Genomic DNA, 16,563 nt, shown 5'->3' with positions numbered 1-16,563 from the left:
CGACTCTTAAGTCGGCTCTTTATGATTTATTTTCTTATTTGGTACCAAAGATTTTGTCACCGGCGTCGCCGAGGCCAGGAATGATATATCCCTGCTCGTTTAACCCCTGGTCAATTGACGCGGTGTACAGCTCAACGTCCGGGTGCGCGCTTTCCAGCGCGGCGATACCTTCTGGCGCCGCGACCAGCACCAAAACTTTAATGCTGCTGCAGCCCGCTTTTTTCAGCAGGTCGATGGTGGCGATAACCGAACCGCCGGTTGCCAGCATCGGGTCGACAATCAGCGCCATGCGCTCATCAATATTGGAAACCAGTTTCTGGAAATACGGTACCGGCTCCAGCGTCTCTTCGTCGCGATACATGCCCACCACGCTGATACGCGCGCTTGGAACATTTTCCAGCACGCCGTCCATCATGCCCAGGCCCGCACGCAGGATTGGCACAACGGTAATTTTCTTGCCTTTGATCTGGTCGATTTCTACCGGGCCGTTCCAGCCTTCAATAGTCACTTTTTCGGTTTCCAGATCGGCGGTGGCTTCATAGGTCAGTAAGCTGCCAACTTCGGAGGCGAGTTCACGGAAGCGTTTAGTACTGATATCTTGCTCGCGCATCAGGCCTAGCTTGTGTTTGACGAGTGGGTGTTTCACTTCCACAATCTTCATTCTCTTTCTCCTTTGAATGGGGCAGCCACAAAAAAAATCGACGGATTATACCGCCATTCTTTTCATCGGCAACATTTTTTTACTTGACGCTGATCAAGCATAGGCGGGGTTAATGTGAAGAGAGAAACGATTGTCGGCGCTGAACCGTATTTCGCAAGGGAAGCGGCCAACCAGGGTTGACCGCTTCATCGTAGTTACAGCTTTTCACCATTAGTGGCGATCACGTCTTTATACCAGTTGAAAGATTTTTTACGGCTGCGTGCCAGCGTGCCATTACCTTCGTTATCTTTATCAACGTAGATAAAGCCGTAACGCTTTTTCATCTCACCGGTCCCGGCAGAGACCAGATCGATACAGCCCCATGGGGTGTAACCCATCAGGTCGACGCCATCTTCCACCACCGCTTTTTTCATCTCTTTAATGTGAGCGGCGAGATAATCGATACGGTACTGGTCGTTGACTGAGCCATCGCTCTCCTGCACGTCGATCGCGCCAAAGCCATTTTCGACGATAAACAGCGGCAACTGATAGTGATCGTAGAACCAGTTCAACGAGTAACGCAGCCCTACCGGGTCAATCTGCCAGCCCCAGTCGGATTTCTGTACGTAGGGGTTTGAGACCAGACTGGTGGTTTCATCGTAATCGAGCTGCGGGTTATCGTCGGTCGCTTTGGTGGCAAACGACATATAGTAGCTAAAGCCGATGTAATCGACACAGCCCTGCATCAGTGCCTGCTTGTCTTGTTCGGTGATATCCAGTGAAAATCTGCGACGTTCGAAGTAGTTCAGCAGATGTTGCGGATATTTCCCACGAACGTGCACATCGGTAAACCAGTAGCGGCGATGCATGGCATTCATCGCCATCATCATATCGTTTGGAGCGCAGGTCAGCGGATAGATGGGGCACATGGCAATCATGCAGCCGATTTGCAGCGACGGATTAATCTCACGCCCCGCTTTTACCGCCAGGGCGCTGGCCACCAGCTCATAGTGCGCCGCCTGGTACATTACCGGCTCGCGATCTTCACCTGGCTGATATTTCAGCCCGGAGTTCGTGAACGGAGCGAAATCCTCATGGAAGTTAGCCTGGTTATTAATCTCGTTGAAGGTCATCCAGTACTTCACTTTGTGCTGGTAGCGCGTGAAGACAACCTTTGCAAAACGCACAAAAAAGTCGATGAGTTTACGGTTTCGCCAGCCACCATATTCAGTCACGAGGTGATACGGCATCTCGAAGTGCGATAGAGTGATAACCGGCTCAATGCCGAGCTTCAGGCACTCATCAAACAGATCGTCGTAGAACTGCAATCCGGCTTCATTGGGTTCCCGTTCGTCGCCTTTTGGAAAAATACGCGTCCAGGCGATAGAGGTTCGGAAACACTTGTAACCCATCTCGGCAAACAGTTTGAGATCGTCTTTGTAGCGATGGTAGAAATCAATGGCTTCATGATTAGGATAATTTTTGCCGGGCAATACGCCATCGGTGATTTCTCGCGGCACGCCGTGCGCGCCCGCCGTCATCACATCAGCCACGCTGATGCCTTTCCCACCTTCCTGCCAGCCGCCTTCCAGCTGATGCGCAGCTACCGCGCCGCCCCACAGAAATCCCGCTTTAAATCCAGACATAACTTTCCCTCATTAAACAGTCGCGTTCTGTTGATTGAAATGGTAAACCGCGCCCAGCAGCCCGGCGTCGTTGCCCTGGCTTGCCGCACACACGAAGTCGTCGATACCGAACCAGCGTAGATGCTCACGCAGCAGCGTCAGGAACCCCGGGCGTTCAATAATGCCGCCGCCAATAAAAATGGTTTCAGGGTCGAAAAGATTGACCAGGTTATAGAGCCCGGTGGCGATGCCATTAAGGAAGTCATCGACCAGACGATGCGCTGCGCGATCGCCGGCTTCATAGGCGTCAAACACCGCCTCACCTGTGATGGCTTCCAGCGGTTGCCCAAGGCTGTCCGCGTAGCGTTTACGCAGCACGCGCAGCGTACAGGTTGTGTTCATGGTGTAATTCGTTACGCGACGCGAGGCTGGTCTATCGGTGAACATGTAACCGAATTCACCGGCGCGAAAGCGCTTGCCGTGAACCAGTTTGCCGTTGCAGAAAATCGCGCCGCCGATTCCGGTGCCGATAGTCAGCACCAGAAAATCATTCATCTTCGTAGCCATACCCTGCCAGCGCTCCGCCAGCAGCACGCAGTTGGCATCATTTTCGACCGTAACCGGGCGCGATGTTTTCGCCTCCAGCCATGCTTTCATCGCAAAGTTATCGAAGCGACGGATAGCGCCGCCCATTTCGATAAACCCGGTATGAGGATTAACATAGCCCGGCGCGCTGATCGCAATGCCGGTACAGTGGGGATGCGCGGCAACCCAGTCGAGCATTGCCTGCAAAATTTGGTCTCCGTCACTGTCGACGATCGCCGCTTTGCCTTTCTCTACAATCGTCCCCTGCGCGTCCACAACACCCATTTTTAACGCGGTGCCGCCAATATCAAATGCTGCAATGCTCATCGTTCTCATCCCTCCCGAATGGTAAAACGACACGCTTAATGCTCGTTCCTGCATAACAGAAACCGGTTTCAGTGGCATCATGTGCATTCAAAGCAACCGATGCAAGGACAAAAATGTACCCGGTTTCATTTTCGTGAACGGTATCAAACTTGACCATCTTCTTAGGTGAAAGGGCAAAAATCCGCGCCCTTAAAAATGGATGCACAATGGGCTCGCAAACGTTTGCTTAGACTGTTAGAATTGCGCCGATTTTTCTTGCTAACGCAAACGCGTGGAGACTTAGCAGTGACCGACAAAACCTCTCTCAGCTATAAAGATGCCGGTGTTGATATTGACGCAGGAAACGCTCTGGTTGACCGAATCAAGGGTACGGTGAAGAAAACCCGTCGCCCGGAAGTGATGGGTGGATTAGGTGGATTCGGCGCATTGTGCGCACTGCCGCAAAAATATCGTGAACCGGTGCTGGTCTCTGGCACGGATGGCGTTGGCACCAAACTGCGTCTGGCAATGGATTTAAAACGTCATGACACCATTGGTATCGACCTTGTCGCCATGTGTGTCAATGACCTGGTCGTTCAGGGCGCCGAGCCCCTGTTCTTCCTCGACTACTACGCCACCGGCAAACTGGACGTCGACACCGCGGCCAGCGTGATCAACGGCATCGCGGAAGGCTGTTTACAGTCTGGCTGCTCCCTTGTGGGCGGCGAGACGGCAGAAATGCCGGGCATGTACCACGGTGAAGATTACGATGTGGCAGGCTTCTGCGTCGGGGTAGTAGAAAAATCAGAAATCATCGATGGTTCAAAAGTCACCGACGGCGACGTGCTGATCGCGCTGGGCTCCAGCGGCCCGCACTCTAACGGTTATTCACTGGTGCGCAAAATTGTGGAGGTCAGCGGTTGTGACCCGGAAACCACGCAACTGGAAGGCAAATCGCTCGCCGACCATCTGCTGGCGCCAACCCGCATCTACGTGAAATCCATTCTGGAACTGATCGAAAACGTCGACGTCCACGCCATCGCCCACCTGACCGGCGGCGGTTTCTGGGAGAACATCCCGCGCGTCCTGCCGGATAACACCCAGGCGGTAATTGACGAATCTTCCTGGCAATGGCCAGCCATCTTTAACTGGATGCAGGACGCAGGTAATGTCAGTCGTCATGAAATGTACCGCACCTTTAACTGTGGCGTGGGCATGGTGATTGCACTGGCAGCCGATGAGGCGGATAAAGCCATTGCCCTGATGAACGAAAAAGGTGAAAACGCGTGGAAAATCGGCTATATCAAAGCCACTGATTCTGAACAGCGTGTGGTCATCGAATAATGAAAAATATCGTGGTGCTCATTTCCGGCAACGGAAGCAACTTACAGGCTATCATCGACGCCTGTGCGCAAAAGAGAATAAAGGGCACCATTCGTGCGGTATTCAGCAATAAGGCCGATGCGTTCGGCCTTGAGCGCGCTCGCGAAGCGGGGATCCCGCAGCATGCGTTAACCGCCAACCAGTACGCCAGCCGTGAAGCATTTGACCGCGAGCTGATGCACGAAATCGACGCTTATGCGCCGGATGTCGTGGTGCTGGCAGGCTATATGCGGATTCTGAGCGCCGAGTTTGTCAGCCACTATCAGGGGCGGTTGCTGAATATCCACCCTTCCCTTTTGCCGAAATATCCGGGCCTTGATACGCATCGCCAGGTACTGGAAAACGGCGATGCTGTACACGGCACCTCGGTACACTTTGTCACCGAAGAGCTGGACGGCGGGCCGGTGATTTTACAGGCCAAAGTCCCCGTGTTTGACGGTGACGACGAGGCCGATATTACCGCGCGAGTTCAGGCTCAGGAACATGCTATTTACCCGCTGGTGGTGAGCTGGTTTGTCGAAGGTCGCCTGGCTATGCGTGAAAACAGCGCCTGGCTGGATGGCGTAAAACTGCCGGTCAGTGGTTATGCTTCCGAAGATGAGTAATCCTGTTCACCATCGTCCCAGACGGTGGTGAAATTCATTAAATAAATATTTCCCTCGTTAACGCTCTCTATTAATTATAATGCAAGCAAAATATTATAATACTTTTGACTTTCATCACTAAATCCCCTCTAATTCTCCCCAGATTAATTATTTCATCTGGCATAAGGTTATGTTTAAAAACAGGACGTTGTTATTAAGTGTTTGGGTTATTCCTGTCTTTTTCTTATTTTATTCATGCGTAAGCTATTTACACATTCAAAAGGCAGCATTATCTATCCACAACATGGAAGCAAAATTCGAGCTGGCACAGGCCTCTGACAAAGAGACCTACCAATGGGAGGGGCGTTCTCTTTCAAAACAAAACACTATCGAATTTTATCAGGCCGCTAACGAAAAATTCGGCAAATACATTAACTGCATAAATATTTCACACCCCATATCAATATTCGCAATTATATTTTCAGTATTAACGCTATTTTCGGGTGTTTTTGCTCAGCGCCTGTGTTCGCGGGTCATTTCGATTAACGCCAGCGGTCTTGAGCCGGAAGAACAAGCGCCTTCATTCCACTGGTTTCGGACTATCCTTGCATTGGCGACTTTCCTTCATAGCGCCTGTTTTCTGTTAACGCTGATTTGTATTTTGGTCTGCAAATTGTTGCTCCTTCCGTGGTCAATTAAATTTCTCACAACGTCGCCGTCAGTCATCCTGATACTTGAAATTGTGGGTGCGGTGGTGGTTGCGGCGTTAATCGTTTGTCTCGCCTGGAGTCGTCGCTGTCTTATGCTTTTTAGCACGACTGAACCCGTCATCTACGGCATCATGATCAGTGTCCATGATGAACCAGAATTCTGGAAGTGGCTGAGTAACACGCTGCAGGCCAGCCATCACCCCGTGCCGGACAATGTCATATTAAGCCTTCAACAAGAGTGCCACGCCACGGTTGCACCGCTGGTGATGACCACGGGGGAGAAATTACATGGCTTAACCCTTTGCATTCCAGTTGACCGTATTAACACGCTCAGTAAGCGTCGGATGGCGGAGCAAATTTGCCAGGCGATGTCGCAGCCTGCCGAACTGGCACCCGAAGTTCGACACGATCTTCTCGAATCGCACCTTCGTCTGGTACAGGCGCAGCATCCTGTCGCACGTAACCAGCTTGATCGGGTTATGTTTCGCTGCGCCACCGCGGTAGCCTCGACGTTGGCAGGTTATTTCCTGCATGCATGGCGTGAGGCCATATATCAACAATCCACCCGCCAGATATGGTCAATGAGCAATTTAACCGTCAAGTCTGACGGCAGCCACACCGCTGGCCTGCTAAGCAGTATGCGCCTCTATCTTACAAAATTGGCTCAACAGCTACCCAAAGCCGATTTTCCCGCCTGATCCCCTGCCCTGGCCCAGTGCCGGGGCACAACATCCGTGATTTTTCCCTGTCATCGCGTAATAAGTGTCATACTCTTCTGGCACAGTTGGACAATCAACTGGAATGCTCGCCATAATAGCCAGGCCATAACGCGTGGATGGAACGGAGTGTAAGTAGTAATGGGTCAGGACAAACTGTATATCGAGAAAGAGCTAAGCTGGTTATCCTTCAATGAGCGGGTTCTTCAGGAAGCTGCGGATAAAAGCAATCCGCTGATTGAGCGCATGCGTTTCCTGGGGATCTACTCCAATAACCTGGATGAATTCTACAAAGTGCGTTTCGCCGAACTGAAGCGGCGCATTATCATCAGCGAAGAACAGGGCTCTACCGCCCACTCTCGTCATCTGTTGGGCAAGATCCAATCCCGCGTACTGAAAGCCGATCAAGAATTCGACGGCCTCTACAACGAACTGCTGCTGGAAATGGCGCGTAATCAAATCTTTCTGATTAACGAGCGTCAGCTTTCTGTGAACCAGCAAAGCTGGCTGCGTCATTACTTTAAACACCAGTTGCGTCAGCACATTACCCCGATTCTGCTGAACCGGGAAACGGACCTGGTGCAGTTCCTGAAAGACGACTACACCTATCTGGCGGTAGAGATTATTCGCGGCAACGAGACCCACTATGCGCTGCTGGAAATCCCGTCCGATAAAGTGCCGCGCTTTGTCAATCTGCCGCCTGAAACGCCGCGACGTCGCAAGCCAATGATCCTTCTGGATAACATTCTGCGCTACTGCCTGGATGATATCTTCAAAGGCTTCTTTGATTACGATGCCTTAAACGCCTACTCGATGAAGATGACCCGTGATGCCGAGTACGATCTGGTACACGAGATGGAATCGAGCCTGATGGAGCTGATGTCCTCCAGCCTGAAGCAGCGTTTAACCGCCGAACCAGTGCGTTTTGTTTATCAACGCGATATGCCAGACGCGATGGTGGAAATGCTGCGTAAAAAGCTCACCATCTCCCGCTACGATTCCATCGTTCCGGGTGGACGCTATCACAACTTTAAAGACTTCATTGGCTTCCCGAACGTCGGCAAAGCCAATCTGGTTAATAAACCAATGCCGCGTTTACGCCATATCTGGTTTGACAAATTCCGCAACGGCTTCGATGCCATTCGCGAACGGGATGTGCTGCTCTATTATCCGTATCACACGTTCGAGCATGTGCTGGAACTGCTGCGCCAGGCGTCGTTCGACCCGAGCGTGCTGGCCATCAAAATCAACATCTACCGCGTGGCCAAAGATTCCCGCATTATTGATGCGATGATCCACGCAGCGCACAACGGCAAGAAAGTGACGGTCGTGGTGGAATTACAGGCGCGTTTCGATGAAGAGGCCAACATCCACTGGGCCAAGCGTCTGACAGAAGCGGGTGTTCACGTTATCTTCTCGGCGCCAGGGCTCAAAATTCACGCCAAGCTGTTCCTTATTTCGCGTAAAGAAGGCGAAGATGTGGTGCGTTACGCCCATATTGGTACCGGAAACTTTAACGAGAAAACCGCGCGTATCTACACCGACTACTCGTTGCTGACCGCCGATGCGCGCATTACCAATGAAGTGCGTCGGGTCTTTAACTTTATTGAAAACCCGTACCGTCCGGTCACTTTCGATTATCTGATGGTATCGCCACAAAACTCCCGTCGTCTGCTCTACGCGATGATTGACCGGGAAATCGCTAACGCGCAAAACGGCCAGAAAGCGGGCATTACGCTCAAACTGAACAATCTGGTAGATAAAGGCCTTGTCGACAGACTGTATGCCGCGTCAGGCTCTGGCGTACAAGTTAACCTGCTGATTCGTGGTATGTGTTCGCTGATCCCGGAACTGGAAGGGCTGAGCGATAACATCCGCGTGATCAGTATCGTTGATCGTTTCCTTGAACATGACCGTGTCTATATTTTTGAAAACGGTGGCGACAAGCAGGTTTACCTCTCTTCCGCCGACTGGATGACGCGTAACATTGACTACCGAATTGAAGTGGCGACGCCGCTGCTCGACCCGCGCCTGAAACAGCGCATTCTCGACATCATTGAGATCCTGTTCAGCGATACGGTCAAAGCACGTTACATTGATAAAGAGCTGAGTAATCGCTATGTTCCGCGTGGTAACCGTCGTAAAGTGCGGGCCCAGCAGGCGATCTACGACTATATAAAATCCCTTGAACAACCTGAATAACCTATGCCCATAAAAAGCAAAGCCCCCCGCCCGCAGGAATTTGCAGCGGTCGACCTTGGTTCGAACAGTTTTCATATGGTTATCGCCCGTGTGGTTGACGGCGCGATGCAAATCATTGGCCGCCTGAAGCAGCGCGTGCATCTGGCTGATGGTCTGGATGAAAACAACATGCTTAGCGAAGAAGCGATGGAGCGCGGATTAAACTGCCTGGCGCTGTTTGCTGAGCGTCTGCAAGGGTTCTCCCCTTCCAGCGTCTGTATCGTCGGCACACACTCCCTGCGTCAGGCGGCAAACGCCACGGAATTTTTAACCCGTGCTGAAAAAGTTATCCCCTATCCAATTGAAATCATTTCGGGTAATGAGGAAGCGCGTCTGATTTTTATGGGCGTTGAGCATACCCAACCCGAGAAAGGCCGTAAGCTGGTGCTGGATATTGGCGGCGGCTCGACAGAGCTGGTAATCGGCGAAGATTTCGAACCCAAGCTGGTTGAAAGCCGTCGCATGGGTTGCGTTAGCTTTGCGCAGCAATTCTTCCCGGGCGGAGTGATTACCCGGGAAAGCTTCCAGCGCGCCCGTCTGGCGGCGGTACAAAAGCTGGAGACACTCTCCTGGCAATATCGTATTCAGGGCTGGAATGTGGCGCTGGGCGCGTCAGGCACGATTAAAGCCGCCCATGAAGTGCTGATCGAAATGGGGGAAAAAGATGGTTTCATCACCCCGGAACGTCTGGAGATGCTGGTTGAAGGCGTGCTGAAGTGTAAGAACTTTTCGGCGCTAAGCCTGCCTGGTCTTTCCGAAGAGCGTAAAAACGTGTTTGTGCCCGGTCTGGCGATTCTGTGCGGCGTTTTTGACTCACTGGCAATCAAAGAGCTGCGTTTGTCCGATGGCGCGCTACGCGAAGGTGTGCTGTATGAAATGGAAGGTCGTTTCCGCCATCAGGATGTCCGTAGCCGTACGGCGCAAAGTCTGGCAAACCAGTACAATATTGACCGTGAACAGGCGCAGCGCGTACTGGAAACCACTACGCATATGTATGAACAGTGGCTGGCGCAAAACCCGAAACTGGGACACCCGCAGCTTGCGGCTCTGCTGCAATGGGCATCTTTGCTGCATGAGGTCGGGCTGAATATTAATCACAGCGGTATGCATCGCCACTCCGCATATATCCTGCAAAACAGTGACCTGCCTGGGTTCAATCAGGAACAGCAATCGTTGATGGCGACGCTGGTGCGTTATCACCGTAAGGCCATTAAGCTGGATGATATTCCGCGCTTCACGCTGTTTAAGAAGAAACAGTTCCTGCCGATGATTCAGCTACTGCGTCTGGGGGTTTTGCTGAATAACCAACGTCAGGCCACGACCAAGCCACCGACACTGACGCTGAAAACAGAGGCCCATCACTGGACACTCTGTTTCCCCCACGGCTGGTTTAGCCAGAATGCGCTGGTTCTGCTCGATCTGGAAAAAGAGCAGGAATATTGGGAAGGTGTTTCCGGTTGGTGGTTAAAAATCACCGAAGAAAGTTCACCGGAAATCGCTGCTTAATGACAATGGTGAAGGCTCGGCAGCCAGTTCCTCCAGAGGCACTGGTTTGCCGATGCAATATCCCTGAAGATAATCAATGCCCAGCGATATCGCGGCTTCACGAATCTCTTCATTTTCGACAAACTCCGCCACCACCCGCATGTTTTTCATCCGCGCCAGATGACAAATGGAAGCGACGATTTGGTAATCGAGGCTGCTGGTCGCAATATTGCGGATAAAGCTTCCGTCTATTTTGAGAATATCGGCGCTGACGTGTTTCAGACGCGCATAGCTCGCATAACCGGTGCCAAAATCGTCAATCGCCACGCGGCATCCCATATCCTGAAGCACGGCCAACGTCTGACGAGCCTGCTCCGGGTTGCTCAGCGAATGGCTTTCGGTGACTTCAAAAATCAGCTGCCAGGCTTCAATATTGTATTTCGCCAGTAAATCAGCCACCTGCTTGGAAAAATCCAACCCGCAGGCAGTAGAAGGCGATAAATTGACCGACAGGCGCATACCAGGGTGCTGCTCACGGTTGTTATCCATAAAGCTCAGAGTATGTTCCAGAACCCACAAATCAATCCGCGACGCCATACCAAATTCATGGGCAACTGGCAGAAAATCATTGGGTGAAATCAGTTCCCCTTCATCGCCAATCATCCGCAGCAGCACTTCATGATAATCATCGCCACGAATGCTCACGATCGGTTGCGCCATCAGGCAGAAACGATCGTTTTCCAGCGCCTGTTGCACGCGCAGCATCATCGCGACTTTATCTTTCAGTTCCTGCTGCAAATGCAGGGCACCGCGCCGCTGAAGGTTTTCCGGCTGGTGAGAAATCAGTGACAAATCGGCAATCGTGCTCAACTCGCCTAGCAACAGGGAAAGATGTGAAACCGGCGAATGAATGTAGCAGTAGCTCATCCCGACCTGTGGCTGAAGCGGCATCCCGTTCCAGATATAGCGAAATTGCTTCACTCTGGCATCAACCCGCGCAATATGTTGCTGATAATCTTCAGTATTCAACCGCATCGCCAAATCGTGCCCTGAAAGTTGATATACGTCTTCCCCTGGCCGAAGTACCTTGCTCAGCCACTCTGCCAGTTTCTGCTTATAGTTGATGCGGAGCATCACGCCATAATGGCGACCCAACACTTCCAGATCGGGCATCCGCAGGAAACAGACAACCGACCATGGCGCAGCATCAATTGCCCGATTCAGGGCACGAAGATTGGGTAAATGCACTACCGGGTCGAGGAATGCCATCCTTCGCACTCTGGCATGGATGGTTCGCTCACGCGTCGACAGCACAGCGATATAAGCAATGATAAAGGAGAACACCAGATAACTTGATGAAGTGATGGCCAGTTGAGAGCTATATCCTGGGTGAATAGGCAAATAGTGATAATGGAAATGAATCGCCACAATGAGCAGCACAGTCCACAACGGCGAGATAAAGCGATAGCCAAAACGCATCGCTCCCCACAGCGTCACGGGCAACAACAGCGACAACGTGTAGTTGGTGCTAAAAATGGTGCTCTGATTGGTCAAAGGCATCAACAACAGGCCAAGCAGCAATGAGAGCACAACCAGCCAGGCGACAACTTCCATCCACTTTACTTTTGGATCGAAATCCAGCCGCATCTGCGAAATCAGCCCGCGAATATAACAAGGATTACGCGCGAGACGAATCAGCATGTAACAGAACGGTACGCCGGTTAAACAACTCACCAGCAGCGACTGATAGTTAATCAGACTGCGTAACGTCAGCGGCGATACCCACTGAAACTCACTGCGGCTGGGATAGAGCCCCACGTAGATTGCGAACTGAAACAGTAACTGGAACACGGTCGCAGGGAAAAACATTTGCCAGAACAGGCGATGTGCTATCAGCCGCGTATCACCATGTGAAACCATTTGGCGCCGCGGGATAAAAATACGATAACCGCCCCAGGCAAGAACCAGCGGAATAATAAAATGCAGGACAATACCGATTCGCTCAAGGAAACAGAGATCCTTGCTCAGGTAAAGCAAGATACTTGCAGCTATCCCCGGTATCGCTTTCCAGCCAAAAAAAAGCATCAGACATAGCATAAACGGCAGCGGCAGGTAATAAAGCGATACCTTGCCTCCATCAATCCATGCATATGTATTAGCAAGCTTTATGATTGGAAGTAAAATCAAGGGCAAAGCAAGCGGTAATGCCCACCAGCAATCACGATATTTTTTATATGTTTTACAGAAATACATAGATGCTCTAAGGATATCCCAAATCCTGCTGGGTATATTCAGACAGGCATCCAACCTGGCTTAGTGGCCCGCAAAGTAAGTCACCATGCGGTTCGGATTGGGAATTCTAGAGGTGAACAGGCTTTAGCACTTGATACAAATCAACAAATAAGGCGCATAAAAACATAAAGTTTCATTTTTTTGCGGTGAGGCAGATTAATTAATGGATTTTGTAAATAGCATTATTATCTTATATAACATTAATTAATGTTTCATTTGACGTTTTTTTACATTGCCTTTGATTGACCCCGATGATTCCCTATGCCTTAATGTAGACATCGCCCCGTTTGAGGGTATTGTGAAAGGACCCCTTTGTGAGCCAGGCTACCAGTATGCGAAAACGACACCATTTCAACGGTCGAATGATTCGAATCATACTACTCATCAGTTTGATGTTCTTCCTTGGGCGTTTCGTCTACTCCTCTATCGGCGCGTGGCATCATCATCAGGATAAAAAAGAATCACAATCAACGAACCTGACGGTTGAGGCGCCTGTACGAGCTGACTGACACATTATGGTGTCCGTAATCCTGCGTTTTTTCCCCTTGTACTCTCCCAATCAGGATTATTCGTACAATATTCTTCTCGCCATTGATTTAGCCTGCGTTTTTCATTTCAGTTGCTGTAAATAAAAAAACCCGCCGTTAAGCGGGTTTCAAATTACTTTACCGTATCAGGGTAGGAATAATTATTCCCACTCAATTATAAATTATATAAAAATAAACTTATAAAACAGCAAGTTACCAACCGACCTGTTTACTGAACCATGAAAAATACCACGTTCAAATCAGCGAAATAAAGCGCGCCCTGTATCGGCGTCATCCGACCTCGCGCAACCTTCCGAGGCTGTGGCCATCTGCCGCAACAGAATGGCTAGCTCAGCAGGGTTGCCTTCGCGGCAGACTTCAGCAAGCAGCTCCGCTGCATACGTCGGATGGGCGCGGAAGTGCTCGGCCATCGCCACGTCATGCGGTCTATCTTTCATTCCATGTATCCTTTTCGATACGTTAGCAAATAGCCCATATCAGCTCAGACTAAATCGTAACTCAATCGTTGGTCCGCGACTGTCGACGCATATTCTCTACGGCAGCAATCAAATCAACGTCGGCCTTTGGCTTATCCCAGCGCGTCCAGAACGGAATAGTTGCGCTACGAGGTTCATGCTTGGGCTTAGACATTTTAATCCGTGTGGGTAGCAATGTTGCATCTCCCACAACGACAGCTTCACCTACGTCCAGCGTCGGCAGCACCTCCATCAACCCCTCCAAGCTCTCGGGCAAAAGTTGCTTAACCACAGATTGGTCTGTCTTATTAGCGAGACGCAAACTTATAATGTTGCTACATTGACTCAAAATGGTTGTACTCACATCAGAAGGCCTCTGGCTAACCACCATTAAACCAACACCGTATTTACGTCCCTCCTTCGCGATGCGCTCGTAGTTCTCCAAAGCCCGCTTTTCTAATGGTCCAGTAGAGGCTGCACTGCTGGGAAGGTACAAGTGTGCCTCATCACAAACGATCACTACTGGATGACGTCCATCACCATCTTTACCCGGATCGCTCCAGAACTGAATTTGATAGATCAACCTCCCAACCAAACCTACTACAACAGGTAAAATATCTGAGGGAACTTCTGAAAAGTCGATAATTTTGATACCTGGGTTTACGCCATCTGCAACATTTCCCGTACCGAGTAACTTACTCGCTAGTTCGTGCAATGCTTCATAAGTTTCGTATTCCTTGGGAGATTGATACATGAAGGCATAACGTCGATCATTCATTTTTGTCCTCAACCGAATGAGGAATCGAGAGAGTTTGCCGTTCAATGGACCTTTTTCAGTCTTAGGCTGCCCCTTCTTCGCCCCAGTGACGTATTCTTCCCCAGTTGGAATAACTTCTTCATTTTTCTTATCAAGGGATTCAACCAAGTCATCTAATTTGTAAGGTACTGGCGTATCGACTGTAAAACCTTCAAGTAATTCATGTTTGCCAAGCGCCGCTATGGCAGCACGCTTCATCTCTACCACGGAATCCATAAGGGCCAGAGCCTGGTTAGGTGCATTATCTCCCGAACGATCAACAAATACCGATTGCATCTCATCATAGGTCAGCAACCAGAACGGCAGAAAAATTGCACCATCCCCCTTCGCCTTAATATCGCTAATGCCCGCAATACGATAATGGGAAGCGAACTTCATACTGGAATATTCGCCATGTAAGTCAAGAACAACAATATTGGCGTGAGCTAGCTGCGCAGACTGTTCAAGTATGGAAGCAACAGTGAAAGATTTCCCTGAACCGGTGCTACCCAATAACGCCGCATGACGTTGAAAAAGTTTATCACCGTCAATATAAGCACTAGCTTTGCCATCTAAAGTATAAGTACCCACTTTGAGCGGCGCGACTGCATCAGCTTTAGATGACGCGCTTAATATGCCCATAAAATCTTCGAGTGACTTTTCCTCAATAGGGAACACTGACCTATTAATCTCTGGCAATATAAATACTGCACGCGTAAATACATCCTTTCGCAGGCCATCACGAGAACGATAAGTTCCTACCAAACTTATAGAAATTCCATTTTCTTCTTGCGGCACTGCTGACAAATCAATTGTTTCATCTACTTCTGGAAACGAAGGCAACTCTACTGGATGTCGCCAAACTCTTTCGATAATTCCAATTAACCATTCATCTCCTACAGATTGAATAGCTACTAATCTTCCAACTCGTGCTTTCTGTAAACGCTGGCCGTCAGTCACTCGCACAGTTATTCTTGAGGTTTCAACACTGCGAACTTCGCCCAAGGATTGCTCTTCTGAAAAATTAAAAATACTCATCGCGCTCTCACTCCAGAAATTTTTTGAGGAAATCGTCAAGTTGCCAAAGAGGCTCGGACACTCTGAACTGCTCACCATTCCAATGACAAATAGCTCCATCACCATCCTTAAACAAAGCGATCACGTGAGGATGTTCACCGAGCAACCGATCAATGCTGGAGGTTGAATCACGAGTAACTATGATTGCAGGCATTCCAGCCGCCAAACGGTGTTTGATAACGCCTTGTAAATGATCATCGTTGAACCCGAAACCTATACACAGGAGAGCTTGAGCCTCCGCAAGTACCTGATTCATCTCAGTACGCATTGCGTCAAATAGGGTGTTGACTAATGCGTCTTGGTACTTCGAAGGGCCCGGCACAACAATAGCTCGCTCAGCAACAGATACGTCATTTAGTACTTCAATTGGTCCATCTTTTGTTGTCAACCAACTGATAGAACCGTGCGGTTTGTATAATCGCACCGTTTTACATAGACGGTGATCGACCTGCTGTTGGCGCTTCTCGGCTACTAACACTCGGCTGTATTGAGTTTGAAAAAGCGGATGAGGTCGCGGCCTACGCCGTCGAAACCCCATAAATCCAGTGTCTAACGGCAGCTCTGCCAGGTCGCAAAAGAGCTCTAGCAGGGTATCGTAATTTGTCGTGATGACATGAATGCTTTCCGCATTCTGAGGAGATCCTAAAAATAGACGCTTCAGAAGGCGTGAGGGGGCATGGTGGTCCGCTATTTTTTCGACAAGAATTTGCGCCTCTGCCGCTATTGCTTTATCAAGAATTAGCTTCGCTGTTTCCCCACGGATTGCCGACAAAATCTCATCCCACCCCGCCATTCCAAGTGGAATATTATTTAAGCCTGTCTCCAAATTCTCCTTTATCGCATTAATTGATTGGGTCCAAGCATTCCGTGCCGAATCCGTCGCGAGTGCGCCATAAACGTTATTAGCCAGATGCTCAGCCAACGCCCCCATCCCTGGCAGGCCATAACCACATGAGAACCCCGACCCAATAAGTAAAACAGGTGTTTTGCGGAAAACCCCTTGTATATTTGCAAAAAAATCCTCTGGTAGCTCGACTGCCGTCATACCCACCTACTTCAACAGCCCTCGAAGTGCGGAGGCACTTCGAGCAGCGAAGGTTAATTACAGAAAATCCTTATC

At 50.1% G+C, this 16,563-nt stretch carries 13 protein-coding genes; 6 read left to right on the top strand and 7 right to left on the bottom strand.

The window, feature by feature from the left end:
• Positions 1–34 precede the first annotated feature (34 nt).
• The 3 genes from upp to bglK form a co-directional block, all read right to left on the bottom strand.
• Complete coding sequence (upp, locus tag ACOXYR_RS04740; protein ID WP_108473420.1) at positions 35–661, bottom strand: uracil phosphoribosyltransferase; 627 nt, start codon at positions 659–661, stop codon at positions 35–37.
• 194 nt (positions 662–855) lie between these two features.
• Positions 856–2,286 carry a 6-phospho-beta-glucosidase gene (locus tag ACOXYR_RS04735; RefSeq protein WP_421355749.1) on the bottom strand — a complete coding sequence of 477 codons (1,431 nt, stop codon included), beginning with the start codon at positions 2,284–2,286 and terminating at the stop codon, positions 856–858.
• A gap of 12 nt (positions 2,287–2,298) precedes the next feature.
• Complete coding sequence (gene bglK / locus ACOXYR_RS04730; RefSeq protein WP_421355748.1) at positions 2,299–3,177, bottom strand: beta-glucoside kinase BglK; 879 nt, start codon at positions 3,175–3,177, stop codon at positions 2,299–2,301.
• Between the two features lie 285 nt (positions 3,178–3,462).
• Here bglK and purM point away from each other — a divergent pair, with 285 nt between their 5' ends.
• The 5 genes from purM (at position 3,463) to ppx (ending at position 10,296) form a co-directional block, all read left to right on the top strand.
• Entirely contained in the window at positions 3,463–4,500 is a 1,038-nt protein-coding gene (purM, locus tag ACOXYR_RS04725) for a phosphoribosylformylglycinamidine cyclo-ligase (protein ID WP_108473417.1), read from the top strand.
• Positions 4,500–5,144, top strand: a complete 645-nt coding sequence (gene purN / locus ACOXYR_RS04720) for a phosphoribosylglycinamide formyltransferase (protein WP_108473416.1) — start codon at positions 4,500–4,502, stop codon at positions 5,142–5,144. Before purM ends, purN begins: the two co-directional genes overlap by 1 nt.
• A 169-nt stretch (positions 5,145–5,313) precedes the next feature.
• Entirely contained in the window at positions 5,314–6,531 is a 1,218-nt protein-coding gene (locus ACOXYR_RS04715) for a hypothetical protein (RefSeq protein WP_421355747.1), read from the top strand.
• A gap of 159 nt (positions 6,532–6,690) precedes the next feature.
• A complete protein-coding gene (gene ppk1, locus ACOXYR_RS04710; RefSeq protein ID WP_108473414.1) occupies positions 6,691–8,751 on the top strand; it encodes a polyphosphate kinase 1 in 2,061 nt (686 codons plus the stop codon).
• A 3-nt stretch (positions 8,752–8,754) separates the two neighbouring features.
• Positions 8,755–10,296 (top strand): exopolyphosphatase, encoded by a 1,542-nt coding sequence (ppx, locus tag ACOXYR_RS04705; protein ID WP_108473413.1) that lies wholly within the window; start codon positions 8,755–8,757, stop codon positions 10,294–10,296.
• Here ppx and ACOXYR_RS04700 read toward each other — a convergent pair.
• Positions 10,276–12,528 carry a sensor domain-containing phosphodiesterase gene (locus ACOXYR_RS04700; RefSeq protein ID WP_421355746.1) on the bottom strand — a complete coding sequence of 751 codons (2,253 nt, stop codon included), beginning with the start codon at positions 12,526–12,528 and terminating at the stop codon, positions 10,276–10,278. The two genes, ppx and ACOXYR_RS04700, sit on opposite strands and share 21 nt — an antisense overlap.
• A gap of 353 nt (positions 12,529–12,881) precedes the next feature.
• Between ACOXYR_RS04700 and ACOXYR_RS04695 the strand changes: the two genes are divergently transcribed.
• Entirely contained in the window at positions 12,882–13,076 is a 195-nt protein-coding gene (locus tag ACOXYR_RS04695; RefSeq protein WP_108473411.1) for a YfgG family protein, read from the top strand.
• A 278-nt stretch (positions 13,077–13,354) separates the two neighbouring features.
• On the opposite strand, the gene ACOXYR_RS04690 is transcribed toward ACOXYR_RS04695, so the two are convergent.
• From ACOXYR_RS04690 to ACOXYR_RS04680, 3 genes are all read right to left on the bottom strand, one after another.
• Positions 13,355–13,552 (bottom strand): hypothetical protein, encoded by a 198-nt coding sequence (locus ACOXYR_RS04690; protein WP_023342664.1) that lies wholly within the window; start codon positions 13,550–13,552, stop codon positions 13,355–13,357.
• A gap of 61 nt (positions 13,553–13,613) precedes the next feature.
• The gene (locus ACOXYR_RS04685) at positions 13,614–15,404 is read right to left on the bottom strand and encodes an ATP-binding protein (RefSeq protein WP_023342663.1); all 1,791 of its coding nucleotides are present in this window, start codon (positions 15,402–15,404) and stop codon (positions 13,614–13,616) included.
• 7 nt (positions 15,405–15,411) lie between these two features.
• The gene (locus tag ACOXYR_RS04680; RefSeq protein ID WP_021241837.1) at positions 15,412–16,488 is read right to left on the bottom strand and encodes an SIR2 family protein; all 1,077 of its coding nucleotides are present in this window, start codon (positions 16,486–16,488) and stop codon (positions 15,412–15,414) included.
• Between the last annotated feature and the right edge of the window lie 75 nt (positions 16,489–16,563).

It is taken from the genome of Pseudocitrobacter faecalis (assembly GCF_965231525.1).
Lineage (GTDB): Bacteria > Pseudomonadota > Gammaproteobacteria > Enterobacterales > Enterobacteriaceae > Pseudocitrobacter > Pseudocitrobacter faecalis.
The sequence above is the reverse complement of the archived record's forward strand: the minus strand, read 5'-3'. Positions and strand labels throughout refer to the sequence as shown.

Bases quoted from the DNA above. Each gene is read 5' to 3' on its own strand.
- upp (WP_108473420.1), bottom strand. From the start codon at position 661: ATGAAGATTGTGGAAGTGAAACACCCACTCGTCAAACACAAGCTAGGC.
- ACOXYR_RS04735 (WP_421355749.1), bottom strand. From the start codon at position 2,286: ATGTCTGGATTTAAAGCGGGATTTCTGTGGGGCGGCGCGGTAGCTGCG.
- bglK (WP_421355748.1), bottom strand. From the start codon at position 3,177: ATGAGCATTGCAGCATTTGATATTGGCGGCACCGCGTTAAAAATGGGT.
- purN (WP_108473416.1), top strand. From the start codon at position 4,500: ATGAAAAATATCGTGGTGCTCATTTCCGGCAACGGAAGCAACTTACAG.
- ACOXYR_RS04715 (WP_421355747.1), top strand. From the start codon at position 5,314: ATGTTTAAAAACAGGACGTTGTTATTAAGTGTTTGGGTTATTCCTGTC.
- ppk1 (WP_108473414.1), top strand. From the start codon at position 6,691: ATGGGTCAGGACAAACTGTATATCGAGAAAGAGCTAAGCTGGTTATCC.
- ppx (WP_108473413.1), top strand. From the start codon at position 8,755: ATGCCCATAAAAAGCAAAGCCCCCCGCCCGCAGGAATTTGCAGCGGTC.
- ACOXYR_RS04700 (WP_421355746.1), bottom strand. From the start codon at position 12,528: ATGTATTTCTGTAAAACATATAAAAAATATCGTGATTGCTGGTGGGCA.
- ACOXYR_RS04690 (WP_023342664.1), bottom strand. From the start codon at position 13,552: ATGAAAGATAGACCGCATGACGTGGCGATGGCCGAGCACTTCCGCGCC.
- ACOXYR_RS04685 (WP_023342663.1), bottom strand. From the start codon at position 15,404: ATGAGTATTTTTAATTTTTCAGAAGAGCAATCCTTGGGCGAAGTTCGC.
- ACOXYR_RS04680 (WP_021241837.1), bottom strand. From the start codon at position 16,488: ATGACGGCAGTCGAGCTACCAGAGGATTTTTTTGCAAATATACAAGGG.